Source organism: Labrys sp. (in: a-proteobacteria), from assembly GCF_047605565.1.
In the GTDB taxonomy this organism is placed as follows: domain Bacteria; phylum Pseudomonadota; class Alphaproteobacteria; order Rhizobiales; family Labraceae; genus Labrys; species Labrys neptuniae.
Genome location: NZ_JASGFM010000014.1, coordinates 35,044 through 61,780 on the forward strand (window position 1 = coordinate 35,044; position 26,737 = coordinate 61,780).

General features: G+C 64.9%; 23 protein-coding genes and 1 pseudogene. 8 read left to right on the forward strand and 16 right to left on the reverse strand.

Features of this window, described 5'->3' with window-relative positions; translation table 11 throughout:
* Positions 1 to 17 precede the first annotated feature (17 nt).
* From QM672_RS14540 to petA, 7 genes and pseudogenes are all read right to left on the reverse strand, one after another.
* Positions 18 to 1,058, reverse strand: coding sequence for a LacI family DNA-binding transcriptional regulator (locus tag QM672_RS14540; protein WP_311933579.1), 1,041 nt, complete (start codon positions 1,056 to 1,058; stop codon positions 18 to 20).
* A 186-nt stretch (positions 1,059 to 1,244) separates the two neighbouring features.
* The gene (ychF, locus tag QM672_RS14545) at positions 1,245 to 2,342 is read right to left on the reverse strand and encodes a redox-regulated ATPase YchF (RefSeq protein ID WP_311933581.1); all 1,098 of its coding nucleotides are present in this window, start codon (positions 2,340 to 2,342) and stop codon (positions 1,245 to 1,247) included.
* Positions 2,343 to 2,462: 120 nt separating this feature from the next.
* Positions 2,463 to 3,065, reverse strand: a complete 603-nt coding sequence (gene pth / locus QM672_RS14550; RefSeq protein WP_311933583.1) for an aminoacyl-tRNA hydrolase — start codon at positions 3,063 to 3,065, stop codon at positions 2,463 to 2,465.
* Positions 3,066 to 3,233: 168 nt separating this feature from the next.
* Positions 3,234 to 3,854 carry a 50S ribosomal protein L25/general stress protein Ctc gene (locus QM672_RS14555; protein ID WP_415083350.1) on the reverse strand — a complete coding sequence of 207 codons (621 nt, stop codon included), beginning with the start codon at positions 3,852 to 3,854 and terminating at the stop codon, positions 3,234 to 3,236.
* 210 nt (positions 3,855 to 4,064) lie between these two features.
* Complete coding sequence (locus QM672_RS14560; protein ID WP_311933588.1) at positions 4,065 to 4,628, reverse strand: adenine phosphoribosyltransferase; 564 nt, start codon at positions 4,626 to 4,628, stop codon at positions 4,065 to 4,067.
* 189 nt (positions 4,629 to 4,817) lie between these two features.
* A pseudogene (locus tag QM672_RS14565) lies at positions 4,818 to 6,968 on the reverse strand (cytochrome c1).
* A gap of 11 nt (positions 6,969 to 6,979) precedes the next feature.
* Positions 6,980 to 7,534 carry a ubiquinol-cytochrome c reductase iron-sulfur subunit gene (gene petA, locus QM672_RS14570; RefSeq protein WP_105861606.1) on the reverse strand — a complete coding sequence of 185 codons (555 nt, stop codon included), beginning with the start codon at positions 7,532 to 7,534 and terminating at the stop codon, positions 6,980 to 6,982.
* Between the two features lie 313 nt (positions 7,535 to 7,847).
* Here petA and QM672_RS14575 point away from each other — a divergent pair, with 313 nt between their 5' ends.
* From QM672_RS14575 to blaOXA, 3 genes are all read left to right on the forward strand, one after another.
* Positions 7,848 to 8,327 (forward strand): tRNA (cytidine(34)-2'-O)-methyltransferase, encoded by a 480-nt coding sequence (locus QM672_RS14575; RefSeq protein ID WP_311933594.1) that lies wholly within the window; start codon positions 7,848 to 7,850, stop codon positions 8,325 to 8,327.
* Between the two features lie 75 nt (positions 8,328 to 8,402).
* On the forward strand, positions 8,403 to 9,314 hold the full coding sequence (gene hemF, locus QM672_RS14580; protein ID WP_311933595.1) for an oxygen-dependent coproporphyrinogen oxidase: 912 nt from the start codon (positions 8,403 to 8,405) through the stop codon (positions 9,312 to 9,314).
* 258 nt (positions 9,315 to 9,572) lie between these two features.
* Positions 9,573 to 10,361, forward strand: coding sequence for a class D beta-lactamase (gene blaOXA, locus QM672_RS14585; RefSeq protein ID WP_376717619.1), 789 nt, complete (start codon positions 9,573 to 9,575; stop codon positions 10,359 to 10,361).
* 30 nt (positions 10,362 to 10,391) lie between these two features.
* On the opposite strand, the gene serS is transcribed toward blaOXA, so the two are convergent.
* The 6 genes from serS to QM672_RS14615 all read right to left on the reverse strand — a co-directional run bounded on the left by serS (position 10,392) and on the right by QM672_RS14615 (position 19,428).
* Complete coding sequence (gene serS, locus QM672_RS14590; protein WP_415083353.1) at positions 10,392 to 11,654, reverse strand: serine--tRNA ligase; 1,263 nt, start codon at positions 11,652 to 11,654, stop codon at positions 10,392 to 10,394.
* A gap of 239 nt (positions 11,655 to 11,893) precedes the next feature.
* The gene (locus QM672_RS14595) at positions 11,894 to 12,136 is read right to left on the reverse strand and encodes a hypothetical protein (protein WP_311933601.1); all 243 of its coding nucleotides are present in this window, start codon (positions 12,134 to 12,136) and stop codon (positions 11,894 to 11,896) included.
* Positions 12,137 to 12,400: 264 nt separating this feature from the next.
* Positions 12,401 to 14,476, reverse strand: a complete 2,076-nt coding sequence (locus QM672_RS14600) for a hypothetical protein (protein ID WP_415083355.1) — start codon at positions 14,474 to 14,476, stop codon at positions 12,401 to 12,403.
* Positions 14,476 to 17,265, reverse strand: a complete 2,790-nt coding sequence (locus QM672_RS14605; protein ID WP_415083357.1) for a DUF4159 domain-containing protein — start codon at positions 17,263 to 17,265, stop codon at positions 14,476 to 14,478. Before QM672_RS14605 ends, QM672_RS14600 begins: the two co-directional genes overlap by 1 nt.
* A gap of 235 nt (positions 17,266 to 17,500) precedes the next feature.
* The gene (locus tag QM672_RS14610) at positions 17,501 to 18,424 is read right to left on the reverse strand and encodes a DUF58 domain-containing protein (RefSeq protein WP_415083359.1); all 924 of its coding nucleotides are present in this window, start codon (positions 18,422 to 18,424) and stop codon (positions 17,501 to 17,503) included.
* A gap of 5 nt (positions 18,425 to 18,429) precedes the next feature.
* Positions 18,430 to 19,428: a MoxR family ATPase gene (locus QM672_RS14615; RefSeq protein WP_311933607.1), complete on the reverse strand. Its 999-nt coding sequence runs from the start codon at positions 19,426 to 19,428 to the stop codon at positions 18,430 to 18,432.
* A 152-nt stretch (positions 19,429 to 19,580) separates the two neighbouring features.
* On the opposite strand from QM672_RS14615, the gene QM672_RS14620 reads away from it, so the two are divergent.
* The 4 genes from QM672_RS14620 to QM672_RS14635 all read left to right on the forward strand — a co-directional run bounded on the left by QM672_RS14620 (position 19,581) and on the right by QM672_RS14635 (position 22,459).
* Entirely contained in the window at positions 19,581 to 20,177 is a 597-nt protein-coding gene (locus QM672_RS14620; RefSeq protein WP_415083361.1) for a DUF1285 domain-containing protein, read from the forward strand.
* 1 nt (position 20,178) lies between these two features.
* Entirely contained in the window at positions 20,179 to 20,844 is a 666-nt protein-coding gene (locus tag QM672_RS14625) for a CoA pyrophosphatase (protein ID WP_311933611.1), read from the forward strand.
* Positions 20,845 to 20,865: 21 nt separating this feature from the next.
* Positions 20,866 to 21,126, forward strand: a complete 261-nt coding sequence (locus tag QM672_RS14630; protein ID WP_311933613.1) for a DUF6111 family protein — start codon at positions 20,866 to 20,868, stop codon at positions 21,124 to 21,126.
* Positions 21,127 to 21,241: 115 nt separating this feature from the next.
* Positions 21,242 to 22,459, forward strand: coding sequence for a CCA tRNA nucleotidyltransferase (locus QM672_RS14635; protein ID WP_415083364.1), 1,218 nt, complete (start codon positions 21,242 to 21,244; stop codon positions 22,457 to 22,459).
* Positions 22,460 to 22,489: 30 nt separating this feature from the next.
* Here the strand turns inward: QM672_RS14635 and QM672_RS14640 are convergent, their stop codons facing one another.
* Together QM672_RS14640 and QM672_RS14645 are read right to left on the reverse strand one after the other, a co-directional pair.
* On the reverse strand, positions 22,490 to 22,987 hold the full coding sequence (locus QM672_RS14640) for a GNAT family N-acetyltransferase (protein WP_415083366.1): 498 nt from the start codon (positions 22,985 to 22,987) through the stop codon (positions 22,490 to 22,492).
* Positions 22,988 to 23,228: 241 nt separating this feature from the next.
* Positions 23,229 to 23,672 carry an NUDIX domain-containing protein gene (locus QM672_RS14645; RefSeq protein ID WP_415083368.1) on the reverse strand — a complete coding sequence of 148 codons (444 nt, stop codon included), beginning with the start codon at positions 23,670 to 23,672 and terminating at the stop codon, positions 23,229 to 23,231.
* 520 nt (positions 23,673 to 24,192) lie between these two features.
* On the opposite strand from QM672_RS14645, the gene QM672_RS14650 reads away from it, so the two are divergent.
* Complete coding sequence (locus QM672_RS14650; RefSeq protein WP_311933620.1) at positions 24,193 to 25,098, forward strand: metallophosphoesterase; 906 nt, start codon at positions 24,193 to 24,195, stop codon at positions 25,096 to 25,098.
* Between the two features lie 163 nt (positions 25,099 to 25,261).
* Here the strand turns inward: QM672_RS14650 and QM672_RS14655 are convergent, their stop codons facing one another.
* Positions 25,262 to 26,437 (reverse strand): fumarylacetoacetate hydrolase family protein, encoded by a 1,176-nt coding sequence (locus QM672_RS14655; RefSeq protein ID WP_311933622.1) that lies wholly within the window; start codon positions 26,435 to 26,437, stop codon positions 25,262 to 25,264.
* Positions 26,438 to 26,737 lie beyond the last annotated feature (300 nt).

Below are 26,737 nucleotides of genomic sequence, written 5' to 3' on the forward strand. Positions count from 1 at the left end.
CACGGCGGATCGTTCGATCAGGCGGGCGGACCGGCGACCGATCCCCGCAAATCGAGCTCGCAGGCCACCTCGACGGTCCGGGGCGACTCGCCGGGTTCGGCCAGGCGTTGCATGAGCTGGGCCCAAGCGACTTCGGCAATCGCCTGCACCGGCTGTATCACCGCGGCAATCGGCGGGTGCGTCACCTGCATCCATTCGATGTCGTCGAACCCGACGACCGACAGATCCCGAGGCATGACGAGGCCGCGTCTTTCCACCTCACGCAACGCCGCAAGCGTGGCGGGGCTGTACAGCGTGAAGATGGCCGTCGGCAGCCTTCCCTCGTCGAAGCGCGAAGCCATCGCATGCATGGCCGACGCGACATCGGGGCCGCACAGCAGGACCTCGATATCCTCGACGATATCAGCCTGCCGCGCCGCAGCCATCGCGCCATCGACGCGATCGCGCATATTGGTGAGGTCGAGCGAGGACGGGCCGAGCAGGATACGCCGATGTCCCCGAGCCACGAGTTCACGGATGACGGCGGCGCTGGCCTCGACATTGTTGACACTGACGCGATCGAAGCCGGTCTCGTCGGGAACGCGGTCGAGCAGGACCGTGGCGACCTTCTGATCGAGGAGGGAGGCTTCGGCGGCTGGCCGCCCATCCGTCGGCACCACGATCATGCCGGCCACGCGCCAGTCGAGCAGTGCCTCGGTCTGGGCAGCCTCCCGCTCGGTCTTCTCGGCGCTGGAAACGGTCACCAGGCGATAGCCGCTCCCCTCCGCCAGACGCTCGAAATGGGCGACCATCGACCCGAAGAAAGGATTGCGGAAGTCAGGAACGATGAGCCCGACGATAGAGCGGCGCGAGCGGCGCAGATTGGCTGCCAGCGGGTCGACCCGGAAACCGAGCTCCCGCACGGCGGCATGGATACGCGCCACGCTTTCGGCCTTCACGGCGCCGAGGCCGCGAAGCACTTTGGAAACGGTGGCGGGCGAAACATTGGCAAGCCGGGCGACGTCATGGATGGTCGCCCGCTCGCCCGGCGTCTTGCGTGGCGGCTCGTTGGATTGCATGGCCCCCGCCCCTGTCACGAACGAACACTCACGCCATCATAGCACAGATAAATCGATTTTCTTCCACCAATCGGCAGCATTCCATCAAGAGCTGCCAATTGGCCTATCACAATGCTAAATTACGCCGGTTCAGCGGACAAACAAAGACCTTTCAAGATCTTCAGATCGAGTGCGATTTATTTGCACTCAAGTCGCAAAGCGGAAATGCAGAACATCGCCGTCTGCGACCACATAATCCTTGCCTTCCAGGCGGAACTTGCCGGCTTCCTTGGCGCCCGCCTCGCCGTTGAGGGCGACATAGTCGCCATAGGCGATGGTCTCGGAGCGGATGAAGCCCTTCTCGAAATCGGAATGGATCACGCCTGCAGCCTGCGGGGCGCGCATGCCCTTGGTGATGGTCCAGGCCCGAGCCTCCTTGGGGCCCACCGTGAAATAGGTGACGAGATCGAGCAGTTCATAGCCGGTGCGGATGACGCGGTTGAGGCCGGGCTCGTTCAGGCCGATGGCGTCGAGATAGTCCTTCTGCTCCTCGGGCGGCAGGATGGCGATCTCGCTCTCGATCTTGGCGGAGACCACCACCGCCTTGGCGCCTTCCTCGGCGGCGCGGGCCTTCACCCTGTCGGACAGGCCATTGCCCTTGTCGGCCGAGGCTTCCTCGACATTGCAGACATAGAGCACCGGCTTGGCGGTGAGGAGCTGCAGCATGTCGAAGGCACGACGCTCCTCAGGCTTGACCTCGACCAGACGGGCGGGCTTGCCTTCGCGCAGCAGCACCAGGGCCCGATTGATCAAATCGAGGCTTTCCTTGGCCTCCTTGTCGCCCCCCCGCGCCTTCTTCTCCAGCGCCACCACGCGGCGCTCCAGGCTGTCGAGATCGGCGATCATCAGTTCGGTCTCGATGGTCTCGATGTCGGCCACCGGGTCGATCTTGCCCTCGACATGGGTGACGTCGCCATCCTCGAAGCAGCGCACCACATGGGCGATCGCGTCACATTCGCGGATGTTGCCGAGGAACTGATTGCCGAGGCCTTCGCCCTTGGAGGCCCCCCGCACCAGACCGGCAATGTCGACGAAGGTCAGGCGGGTGGGAATGATGGTTCCAGACTTGGCAATGGAGGCGAGCTTCTCCAGGCGCTCGTCGGGCACCGCGACGTCGCCGACATTGGGCTCGATGGTGCAGAAGGGATAGTTGGCCGCCTGCGCCGCCGCGGTCTGCGTCAGCGCATTGAACAGGGTCGACTTGCCGACATTGGGCAGGCCGACGATTCCGCATTTGAAACCCATGGTGATCGCTCGTCCATCTTGTAGCCGGCGCGCTCCTGCCGCCGACGAAATCCGTTAAGGCGCTGGGTAGATAGGAAGCAGCGCAACGTCAATGGGAAGGCAAGCTCGGCGTGCCGTCTCCTAGGCTCCCGCCAGCTTGGCAGCGCCGTGCCCCCTCGCCTCCATGAACAAATGCACCTTGTTCTGGAAGCTCGCATCCTCTCCATCAGCCAGCAGTGGCGCCGCATCGGCACAGGCGGTGCACAGATCCTCGACCCAGGGCCATTCGGCCTTGGCAAAATCGCTGAGCACGAAATGATGCACCAGCGCCTTGTCGCCGGGATGACCGATACCGAGCCGGGCGCGGCGATAGTCGTTGCCGCAATGGGCGGTAATCGATCGCAGTCCGTTATGGCCGGCATTGCCGCCGCCGACCTTCACGCGCAGCTTGGCGGGCGCCAGGTCGAGTTCGTCGTGGAAGACCGTGAGATCAGGCAGGCCGATCTTGTAGAAGCGCATGGCCTCGCCGACCGACTGCCCGCTTTCGTTCATATAGGTCTGCGGCTTGAGCAGCATGACGCGCTCACCGCCGACGCTGCCCTCGCTGACCTGCCCCTGGAAGCGCGAGCGCCAGGGCGCGAAGCGATGGCGCCGCGCGATCTCGTCGATGGCGAGGAAACCGATATTGTGCCGGTTGGCGGCATATTTGGCACCCGGATTACCGAGACCGACGAACAGACGCATGATGGCCCCTGAAGCAAAGCGCGTCTAAGCGAAAACGCTGTTTTGCTTCAGCTCCTCTTTCGAACGCGTCTTTGCGATTCTTGGTGCTTCCACCAACTCGCCAAACGCTGTGAAAGCACGAATGGCCGGGACGAGCCCGGCCATCGCAGCAATGGATATGCAGCCGGATTACTTCTTGGCAGCTTCAGCGGGCTCGGCAGCCACTTCAGCGGCGGGAGCAGCTTCTTCACCGACCGGCGGCACGATCGAGACCAGGGTCGCGTCGTCCTGCCCGGCGTAGGAAACGCCTTCCGGCAGCTTGATCTGCGAGACGTGGACCGAATCGTTGATATCGAGAGCGGCGACGTCGACATCGATCGAATCGGGAATCTTGTCGGCGGGAGCCAGAACCGAGAGGGAGTGCGTCACGATGTTGACGGCACCGCCGCGCTTCACGCCCACGGAAGTCGCGGCGTTGACGGCATGCACGGGAACATCGACGCGCAGACGCGAGCCGGCATCGACGCGCAGGAAATCGACATGCTCGACGGTGTCCTTGACCGGGTCGAGAGCATAGTCGCGCGGAATGGCGCGGGTCTTGCTGCCATCAACTTCGATCTCGAACACGGTGGTGAGGAAGTGGCCAGCGTAAACCAGCTTGTTGGCTTCCTTGGCGTCGAGTGCGATAGAAAGGGGGGGCTTGCCGGCACCGTAGATCACGGCCGGTACCTTGCCTTCACGACGAACGGCACGCGCGGCCCCCTTGCCCACTTGCGTGCGAGCCGTGGCGGAAATCTGCTTCACGGACATTGTATGTTCCTAGGGTTGTTCAAAGAAAAAGGCCGCTGGCGCGGCCGGTTCGGTCGTTCCGCATTGCCTCCAGGGGTGTCTGGTCGCGGAACGGCGTTCTCATAGACGCATCCCGGGCGAAAAGCAAGAAGCCAGGTGTGCCGGTCTTCAGACCGGTATGAATGCGCCATGGCCGGTCTGAAGACCGACCCACCATGCCTCCCCTCCCGTTCAATGGCCTTCGAAGGACACCAGCGTATGCACGGGCACGCCCAGCGCCCGGATCTTGTCGGCCCCTTTCAGCTCGGGCAGATCGATGATGAAGACCGCGGCCAGCACATCGGCACCGATCTCGCGCAGCAGCTTGACCGCGGCCTCCGCCGTACCCCCGGTGGCGATGAGGTCGTCGACCAGGATGACCCGCTCGCCCGGTTTCACCGCATCCTTGTGGACTTCCATTTCGTCGAGGCCATATTCCAGCGAATAGGCGATGCGCACGGTCTCGTGCGGCAGCTTGCCCTTCTTGCGCACCGGCACGAAACCGGAAGAGAGCTGGTGGGCGAGTGCGCCCCCCAGGATGAAGCCGCGCGCCTCGATCCCAGCCACCTTGTCGATCTTGGCACCCGCCCAGGGCTGCACCAATTCGTCGATAGCCCGTCGGAAGGCCCAGGCATCGCCCAACAAGGTGGTGATGTCGCGGAACGCCACTCCGGGCTTGGGATAGTCTGGAATAGTGCGGATCGCGTCCTTGAGGAAGCGAGCTGTGGAGCCCGAGATTTCTGTCTTGGCGGTCATGATCTGCCTTCCGGGGATTCGTTGCCGAAAAAGACCACGCTCGCACGCAAGAGTCGAGGCCGGACCAGCCAGCCGGCTTCCCACCGGTCGAGCCAATAAATCGATCGAGAGGAAACTGCAGGGCCTGAAACAGCAAAGCCGGGGATCGGCAATCCCCGGCTTTGCTCAAACAAGCGTTGGTCGAAGCCCTCAATGGGCGTCGGCCCAGATCTTCTTCTTGGTGTAATAGAGCAGCCCGGACAGCACGATCAGGAAGATGATGACCACGAAGCCGGTCTGCTTGCGCTTCTCCAGCGAGGGATCGGCAGCCCATGCCAGGAAGGCAGCGACGTCACGTGTGTACTGGTCAACCGTCTGCGGCGCACCGTCAGTATATTCCACCTGCCCATCGGCCAGCGGCTTGGCCATGCCGATCGAAGCGCCGAAGATCTTGTTGTAGTGGCCGTTCGGCGGAACGGTGACGCCCTCCGGCGGCTTCTCGTCATCCTTCAGATAGCCATCGGTGATCAGGGCATGGATGTAGTCCGGCCCCTGCTCCTGGTACTGGGTGAAGATGTCGAAGACAAAGCCGGGGAAGCCGGACTTCACGCCGCGCGCCTTGGCGAGCAGGGACATGTCCGGCGGAATGGCACCATTGTTGGCGACGGCGGCAGCCTGATCGTTGGGATAGACCAGCGGGAAATAATCCGCGGGGCGACCCTTGCGCTCCAGCACCTCGCCCTTGTCGTTGGGCACGTCCATCACGGTGTATTCGGCCGCGAGGGCCTTGACCTGGCCTTCGGTGAAACCGGGACCGCCTGGGTCGGCCAAGGTCCGGAACGCGACGCGATGCAGGCTGTGGCAGGCCGAGCAGACCTCGCGATAGACCTTGAAGCCGCGCTGCAGCTGGCCCTGATCATAGCGCCCGAACGGGCCCGCAAAACTCCATTGCTGGCGGGTCGGTTGCTCGCCCCCCTCCGCCCAGGCGGGCTGGGAAAGGCCGGCAACGCCGAACAGGGTGGCAAGGGCGACAGCCAGACCGGCTACGCGTGAGGGTTTGAACATCTCAATCATCTCGTTCGCCCCTCAGCCCTTGCTTTGCGATTCGGCGGTGTTTGCGGCCGGCAGGGGGATGCCGCTCGACTTCGCCAGAATGGCATCGGCGATCGAAGCGGGCACCGGCTTGGTCTGCTCAAACAACCCCAGCAGCGGCAGGGCGATGAGGAAGTAGGCGAAGTACAGCGCAGTCAGGATCTGGCCGATCAGCACCTTCGAGCCTTCCGGCGGCTGCGAGCCGATCCAGCCGAGGCCGATGCAGATCGCCACGAAGATGAAGAACACCCAGCGGAACACCGGACGATAGACCGCCGAACGCACCTTCGAGGTGTCGAGCCAGGGCAGCAGCGCCAGCATGACGATGGCGGCGAACATCATGATGACGCCCAGCAGCTTGTCCGGGATCGAGCGCAGGATCGCGTAGAACGGCAGGAAGTACCATTCGGGCACGATATGGGCAGGCGTCTTGCCGGGATCGAAGGTGATGTAGTTCTCCGGATCGCCCAGATAATCCGGCATGTAGAACACGAAATACATGAAGAAGACGAGGAAGCAGGCGATGCCGAAAGCATCCTTCAGCGTCGCATACGGCGTGAAGGGCACCGAATCCTTGTCCGACTTGATGTCGACGCCGGTCGGATTGTTCTGGCCGACCACGTGCAGCGCCCAGATATGCAGCACCACGACGCCGGCGATCATGAAGGGCAGCAGATAATGCAGCGAGAAGAAGCGGTTCAGGGTCGGGTTGCCCACCGCATAGCCGCCCCACAGCCAGGTCACGATCGACTTGCCGAATACGGGAATGGCGGAGAACAGGTTGGTGATGACGGTTGCGCCCCAGCCCGACATCTGCCCCCAGGGCAGCACATAGCCCATGAAGCCGGTTGCCATCATCAAGAGGAAGATGACGACGCCAAGCAGCCACAGCACTTCGCGGGGGCCCTTATAGGAGCCGTAATACATGCCGCGGGCGATGTGGAGATAGACCGCGATGAAGAACATCGAGGCGCCGTTGGCGTGCAGCTTCTGAATCAGCCAGCCCCAGTTCACGTCGCGGCGGATCAGATCCACCGAGGTGAAGGCCAGGCTCGAATCGGAGACGTAATGCATCGCCAGCACCACGCCCGTGAGGATCTGCGCCCCCAGCATGAAGGAGAGGATGGCGCCGAAGGTCCACATATAATTGAGGTTGCGCGGCGTGGGATAGGCGATGAACGAGGAGTGGACGAGCCCACCGATCGGCAGGCGGCTCTCGAACCACCGTCCAAGGCTGGATTTCGGGGTCCAGGTCGAGGTTCCGCTCATGAATTGTGACCTTAAGCTTGTGCGTTCGATTCGGCGCCGATCATGATCTTGGTCGGGCTCTCGAAATTATAGGGCGGAACTTCCAGGTTGAGCGGAGCCGGACCCTGACGGATGCGTCCCGAGGTATCGTAGACCGAACCATGGCAGGGGCAGAACCAGCCGTGATAGGAGCCTTCGTTGACCAGCGGGATGCAGCCCAGATGCGTGCAGATGCCGACCACGACCAGCCATTGTGCCTGATCTTTCTTGACCCGGTCCGCATCGGCCTGGGGGTCCTTCAGGTCGGTCAGCTTGACATCCTCGGCCGCTGCGATTTCGGCCTTGGTGCGGTGACGAATGAAGATCGGCTTGCCGCGCCAGAAGATCTTCACCGACTGTCCCTCGGGAATCGGCGTCAGGTCGACCTCGACCGGCACGCCCGCCGCGATGGTCGCCTTGTCCGGATTCATCTGGCTGATGAAAGGCCAAGCTGCGCCAGCGACACCCACAGCACCGACCGCGCCGGTGGCAATGTAAATGAAATCGCGACGAGTGGGCTCTGCGGCGTGTTCGTTCGTGACTGCCACGGATCGATCCTTCTCATACGTCGCATCCCGGCCGTCGCCGGGATGATGGAGGAACCGGACCCTATCAGCCCCGTACCGTCCATACTCTGCCAAATCTCGGCCACCCCAGCCGCGCCAAACCGGATCGCGGCGAAACTGGGGCAAACCTTATCAAGGGGCTCATGCCACTCTGTTGCGAAGTTGTCTAGATCGTGCAGCCCGCAAATGGCGCTATGTCGCATGACATCAACGCCATAAATGCAAATTCTCTATCCCCGATGCCGGAAGCGTCCCCTATGAAGAACGTCTCCGCCCTCGCCCTGCCGATGCCCCAATGCCGCTCACTCTCGCCCTGTTTCAACCCGACATCCCTCAGAACGCCGGCACGATGCTGCGCCTGTGCGCCTGCCTCGGCGTAAAGGCGGCCATCGTCGAGCCCGCGGCCTTTCCCGTGTCGGACCGGGCATTCCGCCGCGCCGGGATGGACTATCTCGACCGCCTTGCCATCGACCGCCATGTTTCCTTCCCGGCCTTCGAGGCCTGGCGGGCCGCGAGCGGACAGAGGCTGGTGCTGCTGACCACCAAGGGCGCGGTGCCCCATACCGGCCATGTATTCCGGCCGGACGACATCCTCATGGTCGGCAGGGAATCAGCCGGCGTGCCCGATGCGGTCCATGCCGCGGCCGACGCGCGGGTGTTCGTACCGATGCGCCCGGGACTGCGCTCGCTCAACGTGGCCGTCGCCGCCGCCATGGTGCTGGGCGAGGCCCTGCGCCAGACCGACGGCTTCCCTTCCCCGGCGGAATCGTCCTGATCGAGCACGTCCGCCTTTCGGCCGTCATTGATCCTGCGCAATTGCCTGCTAGCGGAAACGGACTATAGAGGCAGCATGACAAAGCCCGGTTCCGCCCCTCTTTCCTCCGAGATCGCCCCCCGCCAGGCCGAGGCCCGTGCCTGGTTCGAGGCTCTGCGCGATCAGATCTGCGCCGCCTTCGAGACCCTCGAGGACGCGCTGCCCCAGGCCCGAGCCCCGGCCGGTACGGCCGCAGGACGCTTCAGGCGCACGCCCTGGCAGCGCACCGACCACACCGGCCACCCGGGCGGTGGCGGCGTGATGGCGATGATGCATGGCAGGGTTTTCGAAAAGGTGGGCGTGCATTGTTCGACCGTCCACGGGGAATTTTCACCCGAATTTCGCACCGACATTCCCGGCGCCGCCGAGGATCCACGCTTCTGGGCCTCCGGCATCTCCCTGATCGCCCATCCCTGGAACCCTCATGTGCCCACCGTGCACATGAACACCCGATTCGTGGTGACAACCAAGGCCTGGTTCGGCGGCGGCGCGGACCTGACGCCGATGCTCGACGGACGCCGCACGCAGGAAGACCCGGACAGCCTCGATTTTCACGCCGCCATGCGCCGGGCCTGCGAGGCTCACGCCGTGGCCGACTATGCCCGCTACAAGAAATGGTGCGACGACTATTTCTTCCTCAAGCATCGCAACGAGTCGCGCGGCATCGGCGGCATTTTCTATGACGGGCTCACCAGCGGCGACTGGCAGGCCGATTTCGCCTTCACCCGGACGGTCGGTACGGCCTTCGCTGCCATCTATCCCGAGCTCGTGACGCGCAATTTCGAAAAACCCTGGACGGAGGCCGAGCGCGACGAGCAGCTGGTGCGCCGCGGACGTTACGTCGAGTTCAACCTGCTCTATGACCGTGGCACGCTGTTCGGCCTCAAGACCGGCGGCAATGTGTCTTCGATCCTGTCGTCGATGCCGCCCACGGTGAAATGGCCCTGACCCGCCGATTCCTGCCTTCCGCCCGCCGTCAGGCTGCAGGCGGATAGGTCCGCGGCCCGCTTTCGGGTCGAAGCGTTTTGCGATTTGACGGAATCACTCAAATCGCACTTTGTCCCCAGGGGCAGCGCGGCCTGTTGCTGCCATCGACAAGATCGGGCCACAATGTCTCTGACAGATGCGCGTCGACTCCGGAGACCCTGCTGCATGCACCGTCCGACGACCGCCCTGGTGGCTCTTGTCACCGCCGTCTTCTCGACGATGCCGGCCGGTGGAGGCAGCGCCCTGGCCCAGCCATCGGAGGCCGCCGTCGCAAGCGCCTGCACGCTGCTGGCCGACGTGGCGACCGGCAAGCTGCTCAAGCAGGAAGGGAGCTGCGACAAACCGATCACGCCGGCCTCGACCTTCAAGATCGCCATCAGCCTGATGGGCTATGATTCGGGCCTGCTGAAGAACGAGCATGTGCCCGCCTTGCCCTTTCGCGAAGGCTATGCCGACTGGGTGCCGGAATGGCGCACCAGCACCGACCCCGCCAGCTGGATGAAGAATTCGGTGGTCTGGTACTCGCAACAGATCACGCGCAGTCTCGGCAAGCAGCGCTTCAAGCGCTATGTCGCCGAATTCGACTACGGCAATCAGGACGTCTCCGGGGATCCAGGCAAGCAGAACGGCCTCACCCAGGCCTGGCTGAGCTCATCCCTCAAGATCACACCGCTCCAGCAGCTCGACTTCCTGGAGCGGATGGTGCGTCACCAATTGCCGGTCTCGAACCGGGCCTACGACATGACAGCCCGTATCCTGGTGCTTGCTCCCCTGCCCAATGGCTGGGAAATTCACGGCAAGACCGGCTCCGGCGCGCCCCGGCGCTCCGACGGCAGGCTCGATTTCGATCATGCCTATGGCTGGTTCGTCGGCTGGGCCAACAGGGACGGCCGCAATGTGGCCTTCGTGCGCCAGGTGCAGATGGGCTCCAAGGGCAATCTCAGGGCCGGGCTGCAGGCGCGCGACGCCTTCCTGGCGGAGTTGCCCGACTTGCTGGACCGGCTGTAATCCGGTCCGTGCCGGTCGGGCTGGCGCTCGTCACAGCAATTCCTCCCCATCGAGATAGTTGCGCAGGAAGGTGGGCACTCGGACCTGCCCCTGCGGCGTCTGGTGATTCTCGATCAAGGGCACCAGGATGCGCGGCGTCGCGATCGCGGTGTTGTTCAGCGTGTGGCAGAACCGGACCTGCCCCCGCCGATCGCGCCAGCGGATATTGGCTCGCCGGGCTTGCCAATCATGCAAGGTGGAACAGCTATGGGTTTCCCGATAGCATCCGAGGCTCGGCACCCAGGTCTCGATGTCGTTCATTCTCACCTTGCCCGGCCCCATGTCGCCGGTGGAGCATTCGACGACCTGATAGGGCAGCTCCAGGGCCCGCAGGATGGTCTCGGCATTGGCGAGCAGCCGGGCATGCCAATGGGCGGATTCTTCGGGATCATCGCGACAGATCACATATTGCTCCACCTTGTAGAACTGGTGAACCCTGAGCAGGCCACGCACGTCGCGTCCCCCGCTGCCGGCCTCGCGGCGGAAGCAGGGAGAGAAGCCGGTATAGAGCAGCGGCAGGTCGCGCTCATCGATGATCTCGCCGCCATGCAGGCCGGTCAGCGCGATCTCGGCGGTGCCGGCAAGATATGCGCCGTCCCGCGGGAGTTCGAAGGTGTCCTCCCTGGCGAAGGGAAAATGGCCGGTATTGACGAAGGCATTCCCACGAACCAGGGCGGGAACGGCGATGGGCTGGAACCCCTCGCGGGCGAGCCGACGGGACGTGTCGAACAAGAGCGCCTGTTCCAGCAAGGCCAGGCGCCCCTTCAGCACATAGCTGCGAGCCCCGGCAACCTTGGCAATCCGGGATTGGTCGATCCAGCCATGCCTGTCGGCAATGGCGAGGTGATCGAGCGGCGGAAAGGCGAAGTCGGGCCGATCGCCGACGGCGCGCACCACCTGATTGCTCTTTTCATCCGGCCCAACTGGCGCCCCTGGCCAGGGCAGGTTGGGAACCGTCAGCAAGAGGTCGCGCAAGGTCTGTTCCGTTTCTCCGGCATTTCCCTGGAGGGCGGTAAGCGCGCTTGCGATCGCCCTGGAACGTTCGGCGCCGGCCACGCGCAGCGGCGCAGAGGCCTCGGCGAACTGTGCCGTGATGCGATTTCGTTCCGCCCTCAAGGTTTCGATCCGTGTCTTGCCCCGACGCAAGGCAGTATCGAGGGCCAGGATCCGATCAAGATCGACGGTCATGCCCTTGGCCCGGGCCGCCTCGGCGACCGCGGCGGTGTTGTTACGAATGAAAGCGATGTCCAGCAATGTTGCCTCCTGATGCTGGCGACGCACAGCGGCAGGAGCAAACGAAAAGGCCCTGCCGGATGGCGGGGCCCTGGTTGAAACGCGATGGCGGAGAGAGTTCAGCGCATGCGACTGCAACCCGGCCCCGAGGGGTCGGACGAGATCAGCCGCGAGTTCGATCGATTGAACCTGAACATAGGACCACCCTGCCAGCGACGTCGGCGGAGGTCAACTGGCCCTGGCCGCGAAAACCGCCCTTCTCAGTCGGCCGTCGGCAAATGGCGCATGGTGACGAAGATCTGCCCGTCCGGCAGTTCTTCCCAGTATTCGATCTCGGTCATATAGGCCGCCTTGGGGTAGCGGGTAAACAGATCGCGCGCCTTGGCACGTGCTTCCTCACGCGGCAAAGTAAAACTCTCGCGCCGGAAGCCCAGCGTCGTCTGGGATCGTCGGTCTGCATGGCGCTTGGCCAACGTTCCTGGCCGGATCTCGTCGCTACGCATTCTCGTATCCTTGGCCCATTCCGTTGAGGCAGGCACGGTTGGAAACCTGCATCTCCAATTTAGGGCCTCCCGGCTCAAGAGTCGAATCGTCAGGCCAGGCATGGCGGAACGGAGGCATCGACGCCATCCTGCCTGTCAGCCGCCATCCGTGGGAGCGCAGGGAGGATATAGCTGCAATTTTCATCCGAGAGGCATCCGGCGTATCAGCCGGGAGGCCGACACTCCGCATATCCCGCGCTCTGCCATGCAAAAGCGTGTGTTGGGCTACCGGCCTTCCCGGGCCCAGAGCAGGGTGACGCCGCCCAGCAGCAAGGCAAGGCCGAGCAGGCCCGCGAAGAGCGGGATAGTGTCGATGCCCTGTACCACCGACGCCTCGCTGCGCTTGAGGCCGATCCAGCCGCTGCCGCCATAGGCGGAGCCGGCGCCGACCGCGCGAACCGCCGGTATCGACAGGCCGGACGCGGTGGCGAGGCGCTCCACGCTGCCGCCGGTCTCGCCGGCTATGCCCTTCAGCCTGTCGGGCGTGGAGAGCAGGTCCTGGAATTCGCGTGGATTGGCGGGACCGACATTGGTGATCGCCTGCAAGGCGCCGTCCTGGGCCCGCCACAACCCCATCACGTCGGTGGAATAGACTGCGCTCCACAGGCCCGGTTTCTCCGGTTTGAGGGCAAGCCTGACCTTCTCGCCATTCGGGCCGGTCAGTTCGACCGGTGCCGCCGTCTCCGCCATGGTCTGGCGCTCGACCGTGATGTCGCGGCCGACAGCCCGTGCACGCAGAGCCTCCTCGTCGAGATCCGGCTCCTTCAAAAGCCAGTGCGACAGGCGCCGCAGCAGATCGACATGGGGCCCGCCCCCCTCATAGCCACGTGCCCACAGCCAGGCATGGTCGGATAGCAGCAGGGCCACCCGGCCCTTGCCCTGGTGGGCGAGCACGAGCAGCGGATCGCCTCGGGCGCCGGTCATCACGGCGCTGCCCTCGCGCAGCTTGGTCTCTACCGTGGTGAACCATTGGCCCCAGGCCGGCGGATTGGCATTGCCGCCCGGCAGGTCCCGCGTCACCGGATGGCGTTTGCCGAGCGCGCTGATCTCCGGCCGGTAGGGCTGATAGAGCACGTTGCCAGATGGCGAGGCCGGCAGGATCTCGGCCAGGCCGGTACCCCACAGACTGTTCTCGGAGGCGTAATCGGCGCCCGATGCCAGCAGGATCGCCCCGCCATTGCGCACGAACTCCGTCATATTGTCGAAATAGGCGGCCGGCAGCAGGCCTTCCTGCGCGTAGCGGTCGAAGATGATCAGGTCGAAGCGGTTGATCTCCTCGTCGAACAGGCGGTGCGTCGGGAACTGGATCAGGGAGAGTTCGTTGATCGGGGTGCCGTCCCCCTTCTGCGGCGGCCTGAGAATGGTGAAATGCACGAGCTCGACATTGGCGTCGGCCTTGAGCAGGTTGCGCCAGGTGCGCTCGCCGGCATTGGGTTCGCCCGAGACCAGCAGGACGCGCATCTTCTCGCGGATGCCCTCGATCTGCAGCACGGCCCGGTTGTTCACCGGCGAGAGTTCGCCCGGCACGGTTTCGGCTTCGAGCTCGACCACATTCACGCCGGCATGCTCGATCGGCACCTGCAGCGACGACAATTCGCCGACCGGCACGGTGGTGCGCGCAATCTCTTCGCCATCGCGGCGCAGGATCACCGCGGCGGTCGACGGCATGTTCGGACCGCGATCGACGACGCGGAAGCGAATGGTGGTGGCCTGCTTCACCAGTCCGAAGCGCGGCGCCTCGACCAGGTTGATCTGGCGGTCGCGTTCATCCTCCCGGCCGGTGATCAGGGCATGGAGCGGCGCCTTGAAACCGAGGGCGGCCGCTCGAGCCGGCACGTCGTGGACCACGCCGTCCGTCAGCAGGATGGCGCCGCCGACGCGGTCCGGCGGCACGTCGGACAGGGCAGTCGCCAAGGGAGTGAAGAGCTGGGTGCCGTCAGCACCGGATTTGACCCCACCTCCCGCCTCGACCACCCGCAGCTCGGTATTGCCCAGCGCCTTGATCTGCCGGCTGAGCTCGTCGCGGGCCGCGTCCGTCTGCCGCGTCCTTTCGTCCAGCGACTGGGAGGCGGAACGGTCGACCACCAGGGCCACGACATTGGGCAGCACCGCGCGCTGCTCGCGCGTCAGGATGGGCCCGGTGAGAGCGAGGACGAACAGGCCCAGCACCAGCGCGCGCAGCCAGGCCCCGCGCAGCCGCGCCAGCAGGCACAGCGCCGCGACCGCAGCCGCCAGCACGGCCAGGCCGATGACGACAGGCCAGGACAGCAAGGGCAGGAATTGCAGGGAGAAATCGCTCATCAGCGGCCGAGCCTCTCCAGGAGATCCTGTACATGCACCTGATCCGCCTTGTAGTTGCCGGTCAGCGCATACATCACCATGTTGACGCCGGCGCGATAGGCCAGCTCACGCTGGCGCTCCAGCCCGGTGGAAACGGGAAAGAGCGGATTCATCTGGGCATCGACGGCCCAGGCTGCGGCCAGATCGTTGGAGGTGATGATCAAGGGCGAAACACCGTCTCCCCCCAGCACGGGCTTGTCGCTGTCCTCGGATGTCGGGGCGGTGGCCTGCACCCAGGTTTCGCCATTGTCGTAACGCCCGACGAATTTGTCGAGCAGGTAGAAGGTCTTGGTCAGCACGTGCTTGGCCGGTATGGGCTCGAGCTCGGGAATGTCGAGCCCCGAGAGCAGGCGCTTGAGCGTTTCGCCGGCCGGCGTGGCCGCTCCCCCCGCATCCTGCTGCACCGCATCGCGCGTATCGAAAATGATGGTGCCACCCGATTTCATGAACGCGTCGATGCGCGCCATCACTGCCGGCGGCGGCGGTTCCTTGCCCGGCACGATCGGCCAGTAGATCAGCGGATAGAAGGCCAGTTCGTCCTTGGCCGGATCGATGCCATCGGGCGGCCCCGGCTCCAGCGCCGTGCGTTCGGCGATATAGGCGGTCAGGCCCTTGAGACCGGCGAGGCTGGTATCGTCCGTCTCCTTGTCGCCGGTGACGACATAGGCAAGGCGGGTCTTCAGCGCAGCGTCGAAGGGGCGGCTCTGCGCCTGGGCATCCGGCGATGCCAACAGGGTGAGGGACAGCGCCAGCACGACGAGGGCCGCCGACCCCACACCGGGACGGGCAAGACGCGTCCAGCCGCCCGCCATGAAGAAGACAATCAGAGCATCGGCCAGCAGCAGGGCCAGCGCGACCAGCAGCAGAACGGGCCCGAGGGCGATCGGCTTGGCAACCGTATAGTCGGCCAGGGACGCATTCACGGTGGTATAGTCCAGGGGTTTCAACACGGCATTGGCAGCCAGCGCATTGACGGCCACCAGGCCATCGGGCGGCCCGTAGAAGCCGGGCGGATGATCGGGACGGCCGATGCCGGGCTGATCCGCCCGCACGAGCTGGGCGGTGGCCGGCGGCACCTGGAAAGCACCCTGCCCATCGAGCGTCCGGCTCGGCGCCGCATAGACCGGCGCTGCGGCGCTCGCCTGCGCTGCGGCAGCCCCCGCAACCGGCGCGGATTTGGCCAGCCCCACCACCTTGCGCAGCATCTCCACAAAGGTTCCCGACAGGACGAGGTTGGACCAGGTGGTGTCGGCCGTCACGTGAAAGAGCACGATGACGCCATTGCCCCGTTTCTCGGCCGTGACCAGCGGCGTGCCGTCGGCCAGGGCAGCCCAGGTCCGGCCGGGCAGATCGATATCGGGCTCGGCCAGCAATTGGCGCTTGACGCTGACGTCATCCGGCAAGGCGAGGCCTGCGAAGGGGCTATTGGCATCGAAGCTGCCGAGCTTTTGCGGCTTCTCCCAGGAGAGCGTCCCGCCCAGTGTGCGCCCGCCCTGGCGCAGCTTCACCGGCAGCAGCGTATTCTCGGCGGCAGCGAGACGCGAGCCGGCAAAGCGCACCAGAACGCCGCCATTCTCGATCCAGGTCGAGAGCTTGGCTTCGGCATCGCCGAGATTGCCGACATCGGCCAGCATCAAGACCGGCAGTTTGTCATCGAGAAAGCGGCCGATCGCCTCGGCCGGCGAGGTTCCCTCGGCAGTCCTCACATCGGCATAGGGTTCGAGCGCTCGCGTGAGGTAATAGTTCGCCGACAGCAGGGGCTGGCTGACATCCTTGTCCTGCCCCGAGACGATGCCGACCATGCGGCGGCGCCAGGTGCGGTCGAGCAACTGCACCGCTCCGGCCGACGCGTCGCCGACGATTTCCAGCCGCGCCACATCATTGCGAATGTCGACGGGCAGGTCGAGCTGCGCCGTGGTCTCGCCGGCGCCTGCCGGGAAACTGAAATCGGCCTGGCCAACCGGCAGGTTCTTGAGGTCGAGCGCCCTCACCGTGCCTGACAAGACGCGATCGAGCTTGCCCGTGCGCAAAACGCGCACCGAGATGCCGCTCGGCGCATTGGCCGCGCCCGCAAGGGCCAGCGAACTGCGGCCATCGTCACGATAGACCGTCACCCGCCCCTGCTTGCCGGCTTCCGACAAAGCGGCGAGAAAGCCATTGTCGCCATCCCCTGCCAGGCCGTCCGAGAACCAGAGGATCTCGGCCTCCGGCGCCGCACGCAGGAAGGAGGCGATGGCGGGCGCATAGGCGCCACGATTGGCCTGCCAGGGCTGCGGAGCAAGCGCTGTGAGGCGCGGACCGAGGCTCGCAGCAGGACTGAGCGAAAGATCGGTGAGCGGCTCGGCCAGGGCCGCCATTGCCACCGGGCGGCGATCCTGCTCGGCCGCGGCGAGTGCGGCCTGGATCACTTCCTGGCGCTTCGCCCAGGTCGCGGCGGAACCCCAGCCATTGTCGACGAGGAACAACAGCGGCGCCGTACGCGTCGGTCCGGCCTGACTGAAAGGCCGCAGCGTCGGCACGGCCAGCATGGCGATCACCAAGGCAGCCAGGATGAGGCGCAAGGCCGTCAGCCACCAGGGCGAGCGCGCTGCCACCCGCCCGCGCGGCAACAGGCCGTAGAGCAGGCGCAAGGGTGGAAAGTCGACGCGTTGCGGCCGTGGCGGCACCAGGCGCAGCAGCAGCCAGATGGCCGGCAGCAGGGCCAGAGCCGCCAGCATCCAGGGCGAGGCGAGAGCCAGCGAACCTAGCATCGACCAAGCCTCCGTCCGCCAGGCTTGCGTTCGGCAACAGGTGTTCCGTCATCCCCGGCTGCGCCACTCGCGAGCGAAGCGAGAGAGGGCGAAGGGAAGGGGATCCAGGGACCAAAGGCATCGGTTGCAGCCCTGGATCCCCTTCCCTCGGCCTCCGGCCTCGCCGGGGATGACAGAGCACTTATCCCCAAACGTCTCCCCAACCTCCGTGGGCCAGGCCTTTCGATCACCGCCATCAGGCCCCCTCCCCCTGCTGCAGCAACGGATGCAGGGCCAGCACGGCCTGGGAGGCCGGCTTGTCGGTGCGATGCAGCGTCATGCTCCAGCCATAGCGGTGCGTGATCGCCCGCAAGGCGTCACGATGGGCGGCAAGCCTAGCCTCATAGGCCTGGCGGATGTCCTGGGCCCGCGGAGCCTGGAACTTCGCTCCCGTTTCAGGATCGATCAGTTCGGTACGGCCGGCAAACGGAAAGGTCTCTTCGATCGGATCGGCGACGACCAGGAGATGACCGCGCGCGCCGCGAGCCGCCAGGGCCGCAATGGTGCCCCCCGTTACTTCCGGCTCGTCGAGAAAATCACCGATCAGAATGGCTTCGCTGCGAGGGCCGAGCGCAATCCGCTCGGGCAGTCCGCTGCGCTCCGCCGTGGCGGGCGGAGCCACCGCCATCAAGGCGAGAGCGAATTTTTCGATAATCGCCCTCTGCGAGGTCGGCCGGGCCAGGCCGATCAGGCCGACGCGTTCACCGCCCTGCACCAGGAGGTCGGCAAAAGCCAGGCACAGCACCAGTGCCCGTTCGAGCTTGGAGGTCTGCGCCAGGCTCGACGCCAGATTCATCGAGATCGAACGATCGACCCATAGCCACAGGGTCTGGGCCGCGTCCCATTCGTGCTCGCGCACATAAAGTTCGTCGCCACGCGCCGACCGGCGCCAGTCGACATTGGCAGCCGCCTCTCCGGGGGCAAAATGGCGGAACTGCCAGAAATTCTCGCCCTGTCCGGCCCGGCGGCGGCCATGCAGGCCATGCAATGCCGTCGCCGCCACGCGGCGCGCCTCCAGGGCAAGCCTGGGCATGGCTTCGGCCAGATCGAGCGCCGCCTGCTGCAGGCCTGATGACCTGACCGCCTTATGCTCGTCGATCAGCCGCGTGGAAACCGCCATTCGGCTCAGCCCAATTTGCGCGCAAGGCGTCCGATCACGCCCTCGATGCTCTCGCCATCGGCCCGGGCGGCAAAGCTGAGGGCCATGCGGTGCTTGAGCACGGGTTCGGCGAGGGCGATGACATCGTCGATCGAAGGAGAGAACCGGCCCTGCACCAGGGCACGTGCCCGCACAGCGAGCATCAGGGCCTGGCTGGCGCGCGGGCCCGGGCCCCAGGCGATTTTGCCGGCAAGGTCGGGCGTCTCGCCGGGGCGGGCCGAGCGCACCAGCGTGAGGATGGCCTCGACCACCGATTCGCCGACCGGCAACCGCCGGACCAGGCGTTGTGCGCTCAGGAGATCCTCCACGCTCATGGCGGGCCGCGCGGGAGCCTCCTCGGCGCCTGTGGTGAAGAGCAAAATGCGCTTCTCGTCCTCGCGATCGGGATAGGGCACGTCGATCTGCATCAGGAAACGGTCGAGCTGGGCTTCCGGCAAGGGGTAGGTGCCCTCCTGCTCGAGGGGGTTCTGCGTCGCCAGGACATGGAAGGGCTTGGGCAGGTCATGGCGCTCGCCCGCCACGGTGATGTGATATTCCTGCATCGCTTGCAGCAGGGCCGACTGGGTGCGCGGCGAGGCGCGGTTGATCTCGTCGGCCATCAGCAATTGGGCAAAAACCGGACCGCGCACGAAACGGAAGCTGCGCTTGCCGGTCTCGCTGGCGTCGAGCACTTCGGTGCCGAGGATGTCCGAGGGCATCAGGTCCGGCGTGAACTGCACGCGCTTGGCATCGAGCCCCAATACCACGCCGAGCGTTTCGACCAGCTTGGTCTTGGCAAGGCCCGGCACGCCGACGAGCAGGCCGTGCCCGCCGGAAAGCAGGGTGATCAGGGCGCCATCGACCACGGCCTCCTGGCCGAAGATCACGCCATGCACCGCTTCGCGGGCCCGCTTGATCAGATCTGCCGTGTTTTCAGCCGAGCGGATGATGGCTTCATCGAGATTGGTGGCGGTATCGGCCGTCATCATGCCTCGCAGGAAACGCGCCGGACAGGCGCTGGATAATGGGAAAGCTTGCGCGATTCCCTTGTATCGCAGGATACTAGAGAGCAACTAAGGCAGGAGCGAGAGCTTGTCTGTCGTTTTCACGTCCGTTTTATCACCGAGTGTTTTCGACTATGGCCCAGACCGATCTGGCCGGATTGACCAAGGCCGTCAAGGAAACCGGCAAACATGCCGGCGCCCGTCCGGTGCATCTGTGGAATCCCCCGTTCTGCGGCGATATCGACATGCGCATCGCGGCCGATGGCAGCTGGCATTACATGAAGAGCCCGATCGGGCGGATCGAACTCGTCAAGCTGTTTGCCTCGATCCTGCGCCGTGACGAGGATCGCTATGTGCTGGTGACGCCGGTGGAGCGCGTCGGCATCGCAGTGGATGACGTGCCCTTCGTCGCCGTGGAAATGCGCGTGGAAACAGGCGCAGGCGGGCAGATCCTGTCCTTCCGCACCAATGTCGACGACTGGACCGAGGCCGGCCCGGACCATCCCATGCGGTTCGAGATCGGGGCTTCCGAGGGGCTGAAGCCCTATGTGCATGTGCGCGCCGGCCTTTGGGCTCGGGTCAATCGCGCTCTCTATTACGATCTTGCCGACCTCGGCGAGATCCGGGAAGTCGACGGGGTCGCCCTGTTCGGCGTCGCCTCTGGCGGCAGCTTCTTTGCCATGGCCCCTGCCGATGAAATCGGTGCCGAGCCTCGAAACACTAATCCCTGACATGCTGACCGCCCTGCCCCCTGAGACCCACCATCCCGAGCTCGAGGCCTTCCTCGAACGAGCCCGACACCGGCTTGCCGTCGAGGCGCCGGCAGGGCTCCATCTCGACAGCGTGCCTGATCATGGCGATCACCGCTTCTCCCCCGGCCTGCTTGCCGAATTGCCCGCGGCGCCCTCCAAGCCAGCGGCCGTGCTGATCGCCCTCATCGACCGGCCCGACGGACCCACGGTGCTGCTCACCCATCGTTCGAGCGCACTGCGCAACCATTCGGGCCAGATCGCTTTTCCCGGCGGTCGCATCGATCCCGACGACGGCAGCGCCCTGGCAGCTGCGATGCGCGAGGCCGAGGAGGAGGTCGGGCTGTCGGCCAGCCTGATCAGCCCGATCGGCTATCTCGATCTCTATCTTACGGGCTCGGGCTACCGTATCGCGCCGGTGGTGGCCCTGGCCGATCCGGGCATGGTGCTGCATCTCAATCCCGCCGAGGTCGACAGCGTGTTCGAATGCCCGCTCGCCTTCCTGATGGATCCGGCCAACCACATTGCCGAAAGCCGGGAATGGCGCGGTGCCATGCGCCAATATTATGCAATTCCCTGGCAGGGCCACTATATCTGGGGCGTGACGGCGGGGATCATCCATACCCTCTATGAGCGGATCTATGGCTGAGACGATGAAGGTCGCAAGCTGATGTTCCGGCCTTTCCTGTTCGAGGCAGTGCTGTTCATCCTGCCTTTCCTGGTCTATGGGATCTGGGTGCTGCTGCGCGGCGGCCAGCCTGGCACCCCCGAGCGGACAGGGGTCCCGCTGCTGCGACTGATCGCGCTGGGTGTGGTGAGCATGGCGGTTGGCCTGGCGCTCTTTGCCCATTATGGCGGAGCCCCTGCCGGCAGTGCCTATGTCCCCGCGCATATGGAGGACGGCAAGCTGGTCGAGCCTCAGACACGATAGGGAAAAGTGCGCATTCTCCGAATCGGATTTTCTCTCTAACTTATTGTTTTGACGCATTTTCTCAGCTGAGCAGCCCGACGACTTTTCTTGAAGATGCCATTGGATGCATGACCGGATGGATGAGCGTTTCCCCTGGCTCGACAAGCCCCCCTTGTCGACGCTGCTCGCGGCCCTGAACCAAGACGGGGAAGAAGCGCGGGTGGTGGGAGGCGCCGTGCGCAATGCCCTGCTCGGCGAGGCCGTCGCCGACTGGGACATCGCCACCACGGCCCTGCCCGTCGAGACCCAGGCCCGGGCTCGGGCGCGCGGCTGGAAGGTCGTGCCCACCGGCATCGAGCACGGCACCGTGACCGTGGTCATCGATGGCCACCCGCTCGAAGTGACGACGCTGCGCGAGGACATCGAGACCGACGGCCGCCGCGCCGTGGTGCATTTCGGCCGCGACTTCCGGGCCGACGCATTCCGGCGCGACTTCACCATCAATGCCCTCTCGCTCACCCCCGACGGCCGGCTGCACGACTATGCCAGCGGCCTTGCCGACATCGCCGAGCGGCGGGTGCGCTTCCTCGGCGAGGCCGATCAGCGTATCGCCGAGGATTATCTGCGCATTCTGCGTCTTTTTCGCTTTCATGCCCGTTTCGGGCAGGGACCGCTTGATAAAGCGAGCTTCACAGCGGCGATACGCGGACGCGAGGGCCTGCGCCGGCTCTCGGCCGAACGCATCAGGGCCGAGCTCCTCAAACTGCTCACGGCGCCGCACGCCAGCGAGGTCCTCGCCGAGATCGAGGCTGCCGGTTTTCTCGGCATTCTGCTGGGGGCTATCTCACGCGTCGAGGCGTTTCGTCGCCTCGCGGACCTCGAAGCCCGGGGCCAGACGAAACCCGACGCCATCCGGCGGCTGGCGGCCCTCAGCCTGTTCACGCGGCAGGATGCCGAGCGGCTGGCGGCACGGCTGCGGCTATCGAACGCCGAGGCCAAACGCCTGGCCACGATTGCCCTGTTGCTGGAGCGCGTCAGACACGCCCCCACCCTTCCCAAGGCCCGGGAATGGCTTTATCGCCTGGGCCCGGAGCTTTATCGCGATGGCATGCTCGTCGCGGCCGCGCACCACCCCGACGCCGATTTTGCCGAGGCCCTGGCTTTACCGGAGCATTGGAGCATTCCCGAGCCCCCCTTCAGCGGCAGGGATCTCGCGCAATTCGGCATCAAGCCTGGCCCGCGCATCGGCCGCATCCTCGCGCGCGCCGAGCAGGCCTGGATCGACGGCGGCTTCACGGAGGATGGCGCACAGCGTCAGGCCCTCCTGGACGAAGCAGTGCGCATGACCACCTGACCAGCCCGATATCTGGAATGCCCGGCCGGTTCAGCCGCCGCGCGCAGCGCCCGCAACCCCTTCGAAGGCCCCCTCCACCAGTTCCTTCACCAGGAGGCGCAGGGGATCGACCGGCCCGGGCAGCATGACCCGTCCTGGCGCGATGCGCGTGAAGCCGACCCGGCTGTAATAGGGCTCGTCGCCCACCAGGATGACGAGCCGATGGCCAATCTCGGCGGCCTCGGTCAGGCTGGCCTGCATCAGCGTCAGGCCGATGCCGCGCGAGCGGAAGGCGGGCTCCACCGTCAGGGGGCCGAGCAGCAGGGCCGGGGCCTCGCCGACATGGATCGATGTCAGTCGGATCGAGCCCACGATCATCGAACCGATGCGCGCCACATAGGACAGTTTGGGATGCGGCGGCACGCCTTCGCGCAGGCGGAAGGCCGTGCGGGCGAAGCGGCCGGGCCCAAAGGCCCGTTCGTGCAGCTTGTCGATGACGGCACCGTCGTCGGGCGTCTCGGGGGTGAGGTCGATGGCGATTTCAGGCATTGCGATGGTTCCGGCAGGCAGGGAGCGCCCGCCGGCTTGACCGTTCAGGCGCGCGAAAGGGAGTGGGGCGAAACCACGGTTCGTCGTCGCAGCTGAAGGCTCTTCGTCATCATGGCCGGCGCGTACAGCAAAAGAGGCCGCCTTACAACCGGATTTATCGATCGGACGATATTTTGCTGCGCGGATCGTGCCATTTCGGGGAACCCGCGCGTCGCAGATGCCGTCGGCACGGACCGCCGCATCACCACAGGCCATCCGGCTGTCGCCGGCCCGCCACTTCATCGAGCCGACGGCGGGTCGCCTTGGTGGTTTCCTCCGGCAGGGCATCGAGGGGAAAGAAGCCGGCCTCGGCGATCTCGTGATCCGGCAGGCGGGGTTGTGCCTGGGTGTAGTTCCGCACCAAGAAGAAGGCAATGTGGTCGCGGCGGCTGATCTCCCGGTTCCAATAGAGCCCCTGCAGCTCTGGCGATGCTTCGAGATGGATATGCCCCTCCTCATCCAGCTCACGGGCCAGGGCCTCCAGTGCGGTTTCCCCGGTCTCGACACCCCCGCCCGGAAGATACCAGCCCGGGACATAGGTATGCCGTACCAGAAAGACCCTGCCCTGCCCGTCGAGCACGGCGGCGCGCACGCCCAAAGTCATACCGCGCTGCATGCGGGAATAGACCATGAAAAGCGGAGTCACCAGACGTCCGATCTTCTGTCGCAATGTAATTGAAGAAGAATTCATTCATCGACGCTCAGTGATTGTAAGGAAGTGGCCAAGCCCTGTCTGGGATCATATCGCAAAAAAACTTCCCACACCCTGCCATCCCTCCCATGCATGGCTGTCCAGCGTGCCAAGCAGCCTTTACCGGCTGGTAAAATACCTGTTCCTGCGGTATAGAAGCGCCACCCCAATAGAGGAGACCCAGGGGCCTTCGCCCCGGTATAGTTCGATGTTTACCTATTTCCGGCTGCTTGCCAGCGCCGTTCGTATCCGTGCCAAGACCCAGGCTACCCGCGACACTGTCGCATTGTTGACCTTCAGCAAAGCTTAACGATCGTCCCGCTGCGTAGCGGCGGTTGATGGTCCCCGGCCAAAACGACGCCTGCCGTTCGCGAGAACGTGCAGGCGTTTTGCGTTGACAGAGGCAGGCCATATGGCCACGCTAGCGTCACTGCCTGTCGCTTCGTGATTACCCCGCCTCCCCGATTGCCTCCTCATGTTCAAGCTCGCGCATCTTTCAGACCCCCATATCGGGCCTTTGCCGCGAGCCAGGGCCAAGGAACTGGCGGGAAAGCGGGTTCTGGGCTGGATCAACTGGAATCGAGGGCGCCGGGACGTCCACCGCATGGATGTGCTGCAGCAACTCCTGGTGGATTTGCATGCGCAGGCGCCCGACCATATCGCCTTGACCGGCGACGTGGTCAATCTCGCTCTGCCTGGCGAGTATCCGGCGGCGCGCGCTTTTCTCGAAACCGTCGGCGCGCCCGACTTCGTCTCGCTGGTGCCCGGCAATCACGATGCCTACACCAAGGGCGGCGCCCTCCATTTGCTTTCGGCCTTCGATCCCTGGATGCGCGGCGACAACGCCGGCGCCCATCCCCTCGACGAGGACGAGCGCTTTCCCTATGTGCGCATCCGCGGAAAAGTGGCGCTTGTCGGCCTGTCCAGTGCGATTCCGACCGCGCCTTTCATGGCCACCGGCAAGCTCGGTCCGCGCCAGATCGCCAAGCTCGGCCCCATCCTCGAACATCTGGAGCATGAAGGCTATTGCCGCGTGGTCATGCTGCATCATCCCGTGCGACGTCAGGATGCCGGACCGACCGCGATGCTGATCGATTGCGACCGGCTGAACGCCGTGCTGCGCCGTACCGGGGCAGAGCTCGTCCTGCACGGGCATATCCACACCGGGCTGGTGCATCGCATCAAGGGCCCCAAGGGGCCGATACCGGTGGTCTGCACCCCCTCGGCCTCGGCCGCCCCGGAGCGTGCCCGCTGGCCGGCCTCCTACAATCTCTTCTCGATCACCGGCAAACAGAAGAACTGGAAAATCGGGCTGACGGTCCGGGGCTTCGTAGCCGCCGGCCACCCGCCAGAGCAGCTGCGTTCGCAAGAACTGGCCTGAAGGCGGCAGCATCGCTCGAGGGAGTGGATGCGCCGGGCTTGACCCGGCTATCCAGAAGCCACCCGCCGAAGAGAACGGTATTGCCTGCGAGAGCGCCCTGAATGGGAGCGCCTTCGGAGTTTCATCCGGATCCGCCGTTACGCGGCAGCCCGCCTGTAGGCGATCACAGCAAGCCGCGCCTGGCCAGGTTGCGCAGGAGGTGGCTGGCACCGAAGGTCCAGGGCGGTGCGTCGGAACTGCGCACCATGCGATTGGTGAGCGAGCCGAGCTCGGGGGCAGCAATGGTGACGATATCACCGATCTTGTGGGTGAAGCCCTTGCCCTTCTCGTCGCGATCATCGATGGGCGCGAACATGGTGCCCAGGAAGAGGACCGCGCCGTCGGGATACTGATGGTTGACGCCGATCATCTGCGAGACGAGATCGCCAGGATCGCGGCTGATCTTGGAGATCGAACTCATGCCGGTGAGCCGGTAGCCTTCGGGCCCGCGTACCTCCAGCGTCACGTCGGCGCGCCTGACATGATCGAGCGAGAAGGTGGAGTCGAACAGGCGCACGAAGGGGCCGACCGCCGCCGATGCGTTGTTGTCCTTGGCCTTGGAGAGCAGCAGGGCCGACCGGCCCTCGAAATCGCGTAGGTTGACGTCGTTGCCCAGCGTCGCGCCGACGATCTTGCCGGCAGAAGAAACCACCAGCACCACTTCCGGCTCGGGATTGTTCCAGGTCGAATTGGGATGAAGGCCGGCATCGGCGCCGGTACCGACGGCCGCCATGGGCTGGGCCTTGCTGAAAATCTCGGCATCCGGTCCGATACCGACTTCCAGATATTGCGACCATGCGCCCTGGGCGATCAGCACCTCCTTCAGCTTTGCAGCCTCGGCCGAGCCGGGACGCAGGCGCGCTAGGTCGTCACCGACCAGCTTGACGATCTCAGCCCTGAGGGAAGCGGCTGCGGCCGAGTTTCCCCGTGCCTTCTCCTCGATCACCCGCTCGAGCATCGACACCACGAAGGTGACACCGGCCGCCTTGATGGCCTGGAGATCGATCGGCGCCAGCAGCCAGGGCTTGCGCAGGTCGCGGTTGGCCGGCGGCGTGTTGGCCAGGATTTCCGCAAGGGCCCCGATTTCGGTGGAGGGTGCCGCCTTGGCAGCCTGGGCTGGATTTCGCGCTTCGCAGAGATCCCTGACCGTCGGGAAGCTGGAGGTAATGTCGTGCAGGCCATCCTCTTTGGCAACCACGACGGCCGGTCCCTCGACATCCGGCAGCCAGACACGCCCGATCAATGTCCCGGCGACACCGTCGACCGGGAGGGTATTTTCGGGGGTGAGCGTGAACGACATTGCGGACCTCGCGGCTGGTAAGAGCTCTATCAACCTGCCCTTAGCGTCAACCGCGCGAATGGGCAAGACTTGCATAAGCGGTATACAAAGATATGCGCCGTACGAATGTGGATTAACCTCACGGGTATAGGCCTGTAAGCAAAATTGACTAGCGAGGTATTCTCATGGATTTAAGATTTAACTCAATATATAAAGAGACAAATACAAAATATTTCAAAAATTGAAACGCCAATATTTTGGTATTAGGTTTTGTTTTAAAAGTTTAACACACAAAACCTAACGTCTACGGCCACATTCGGG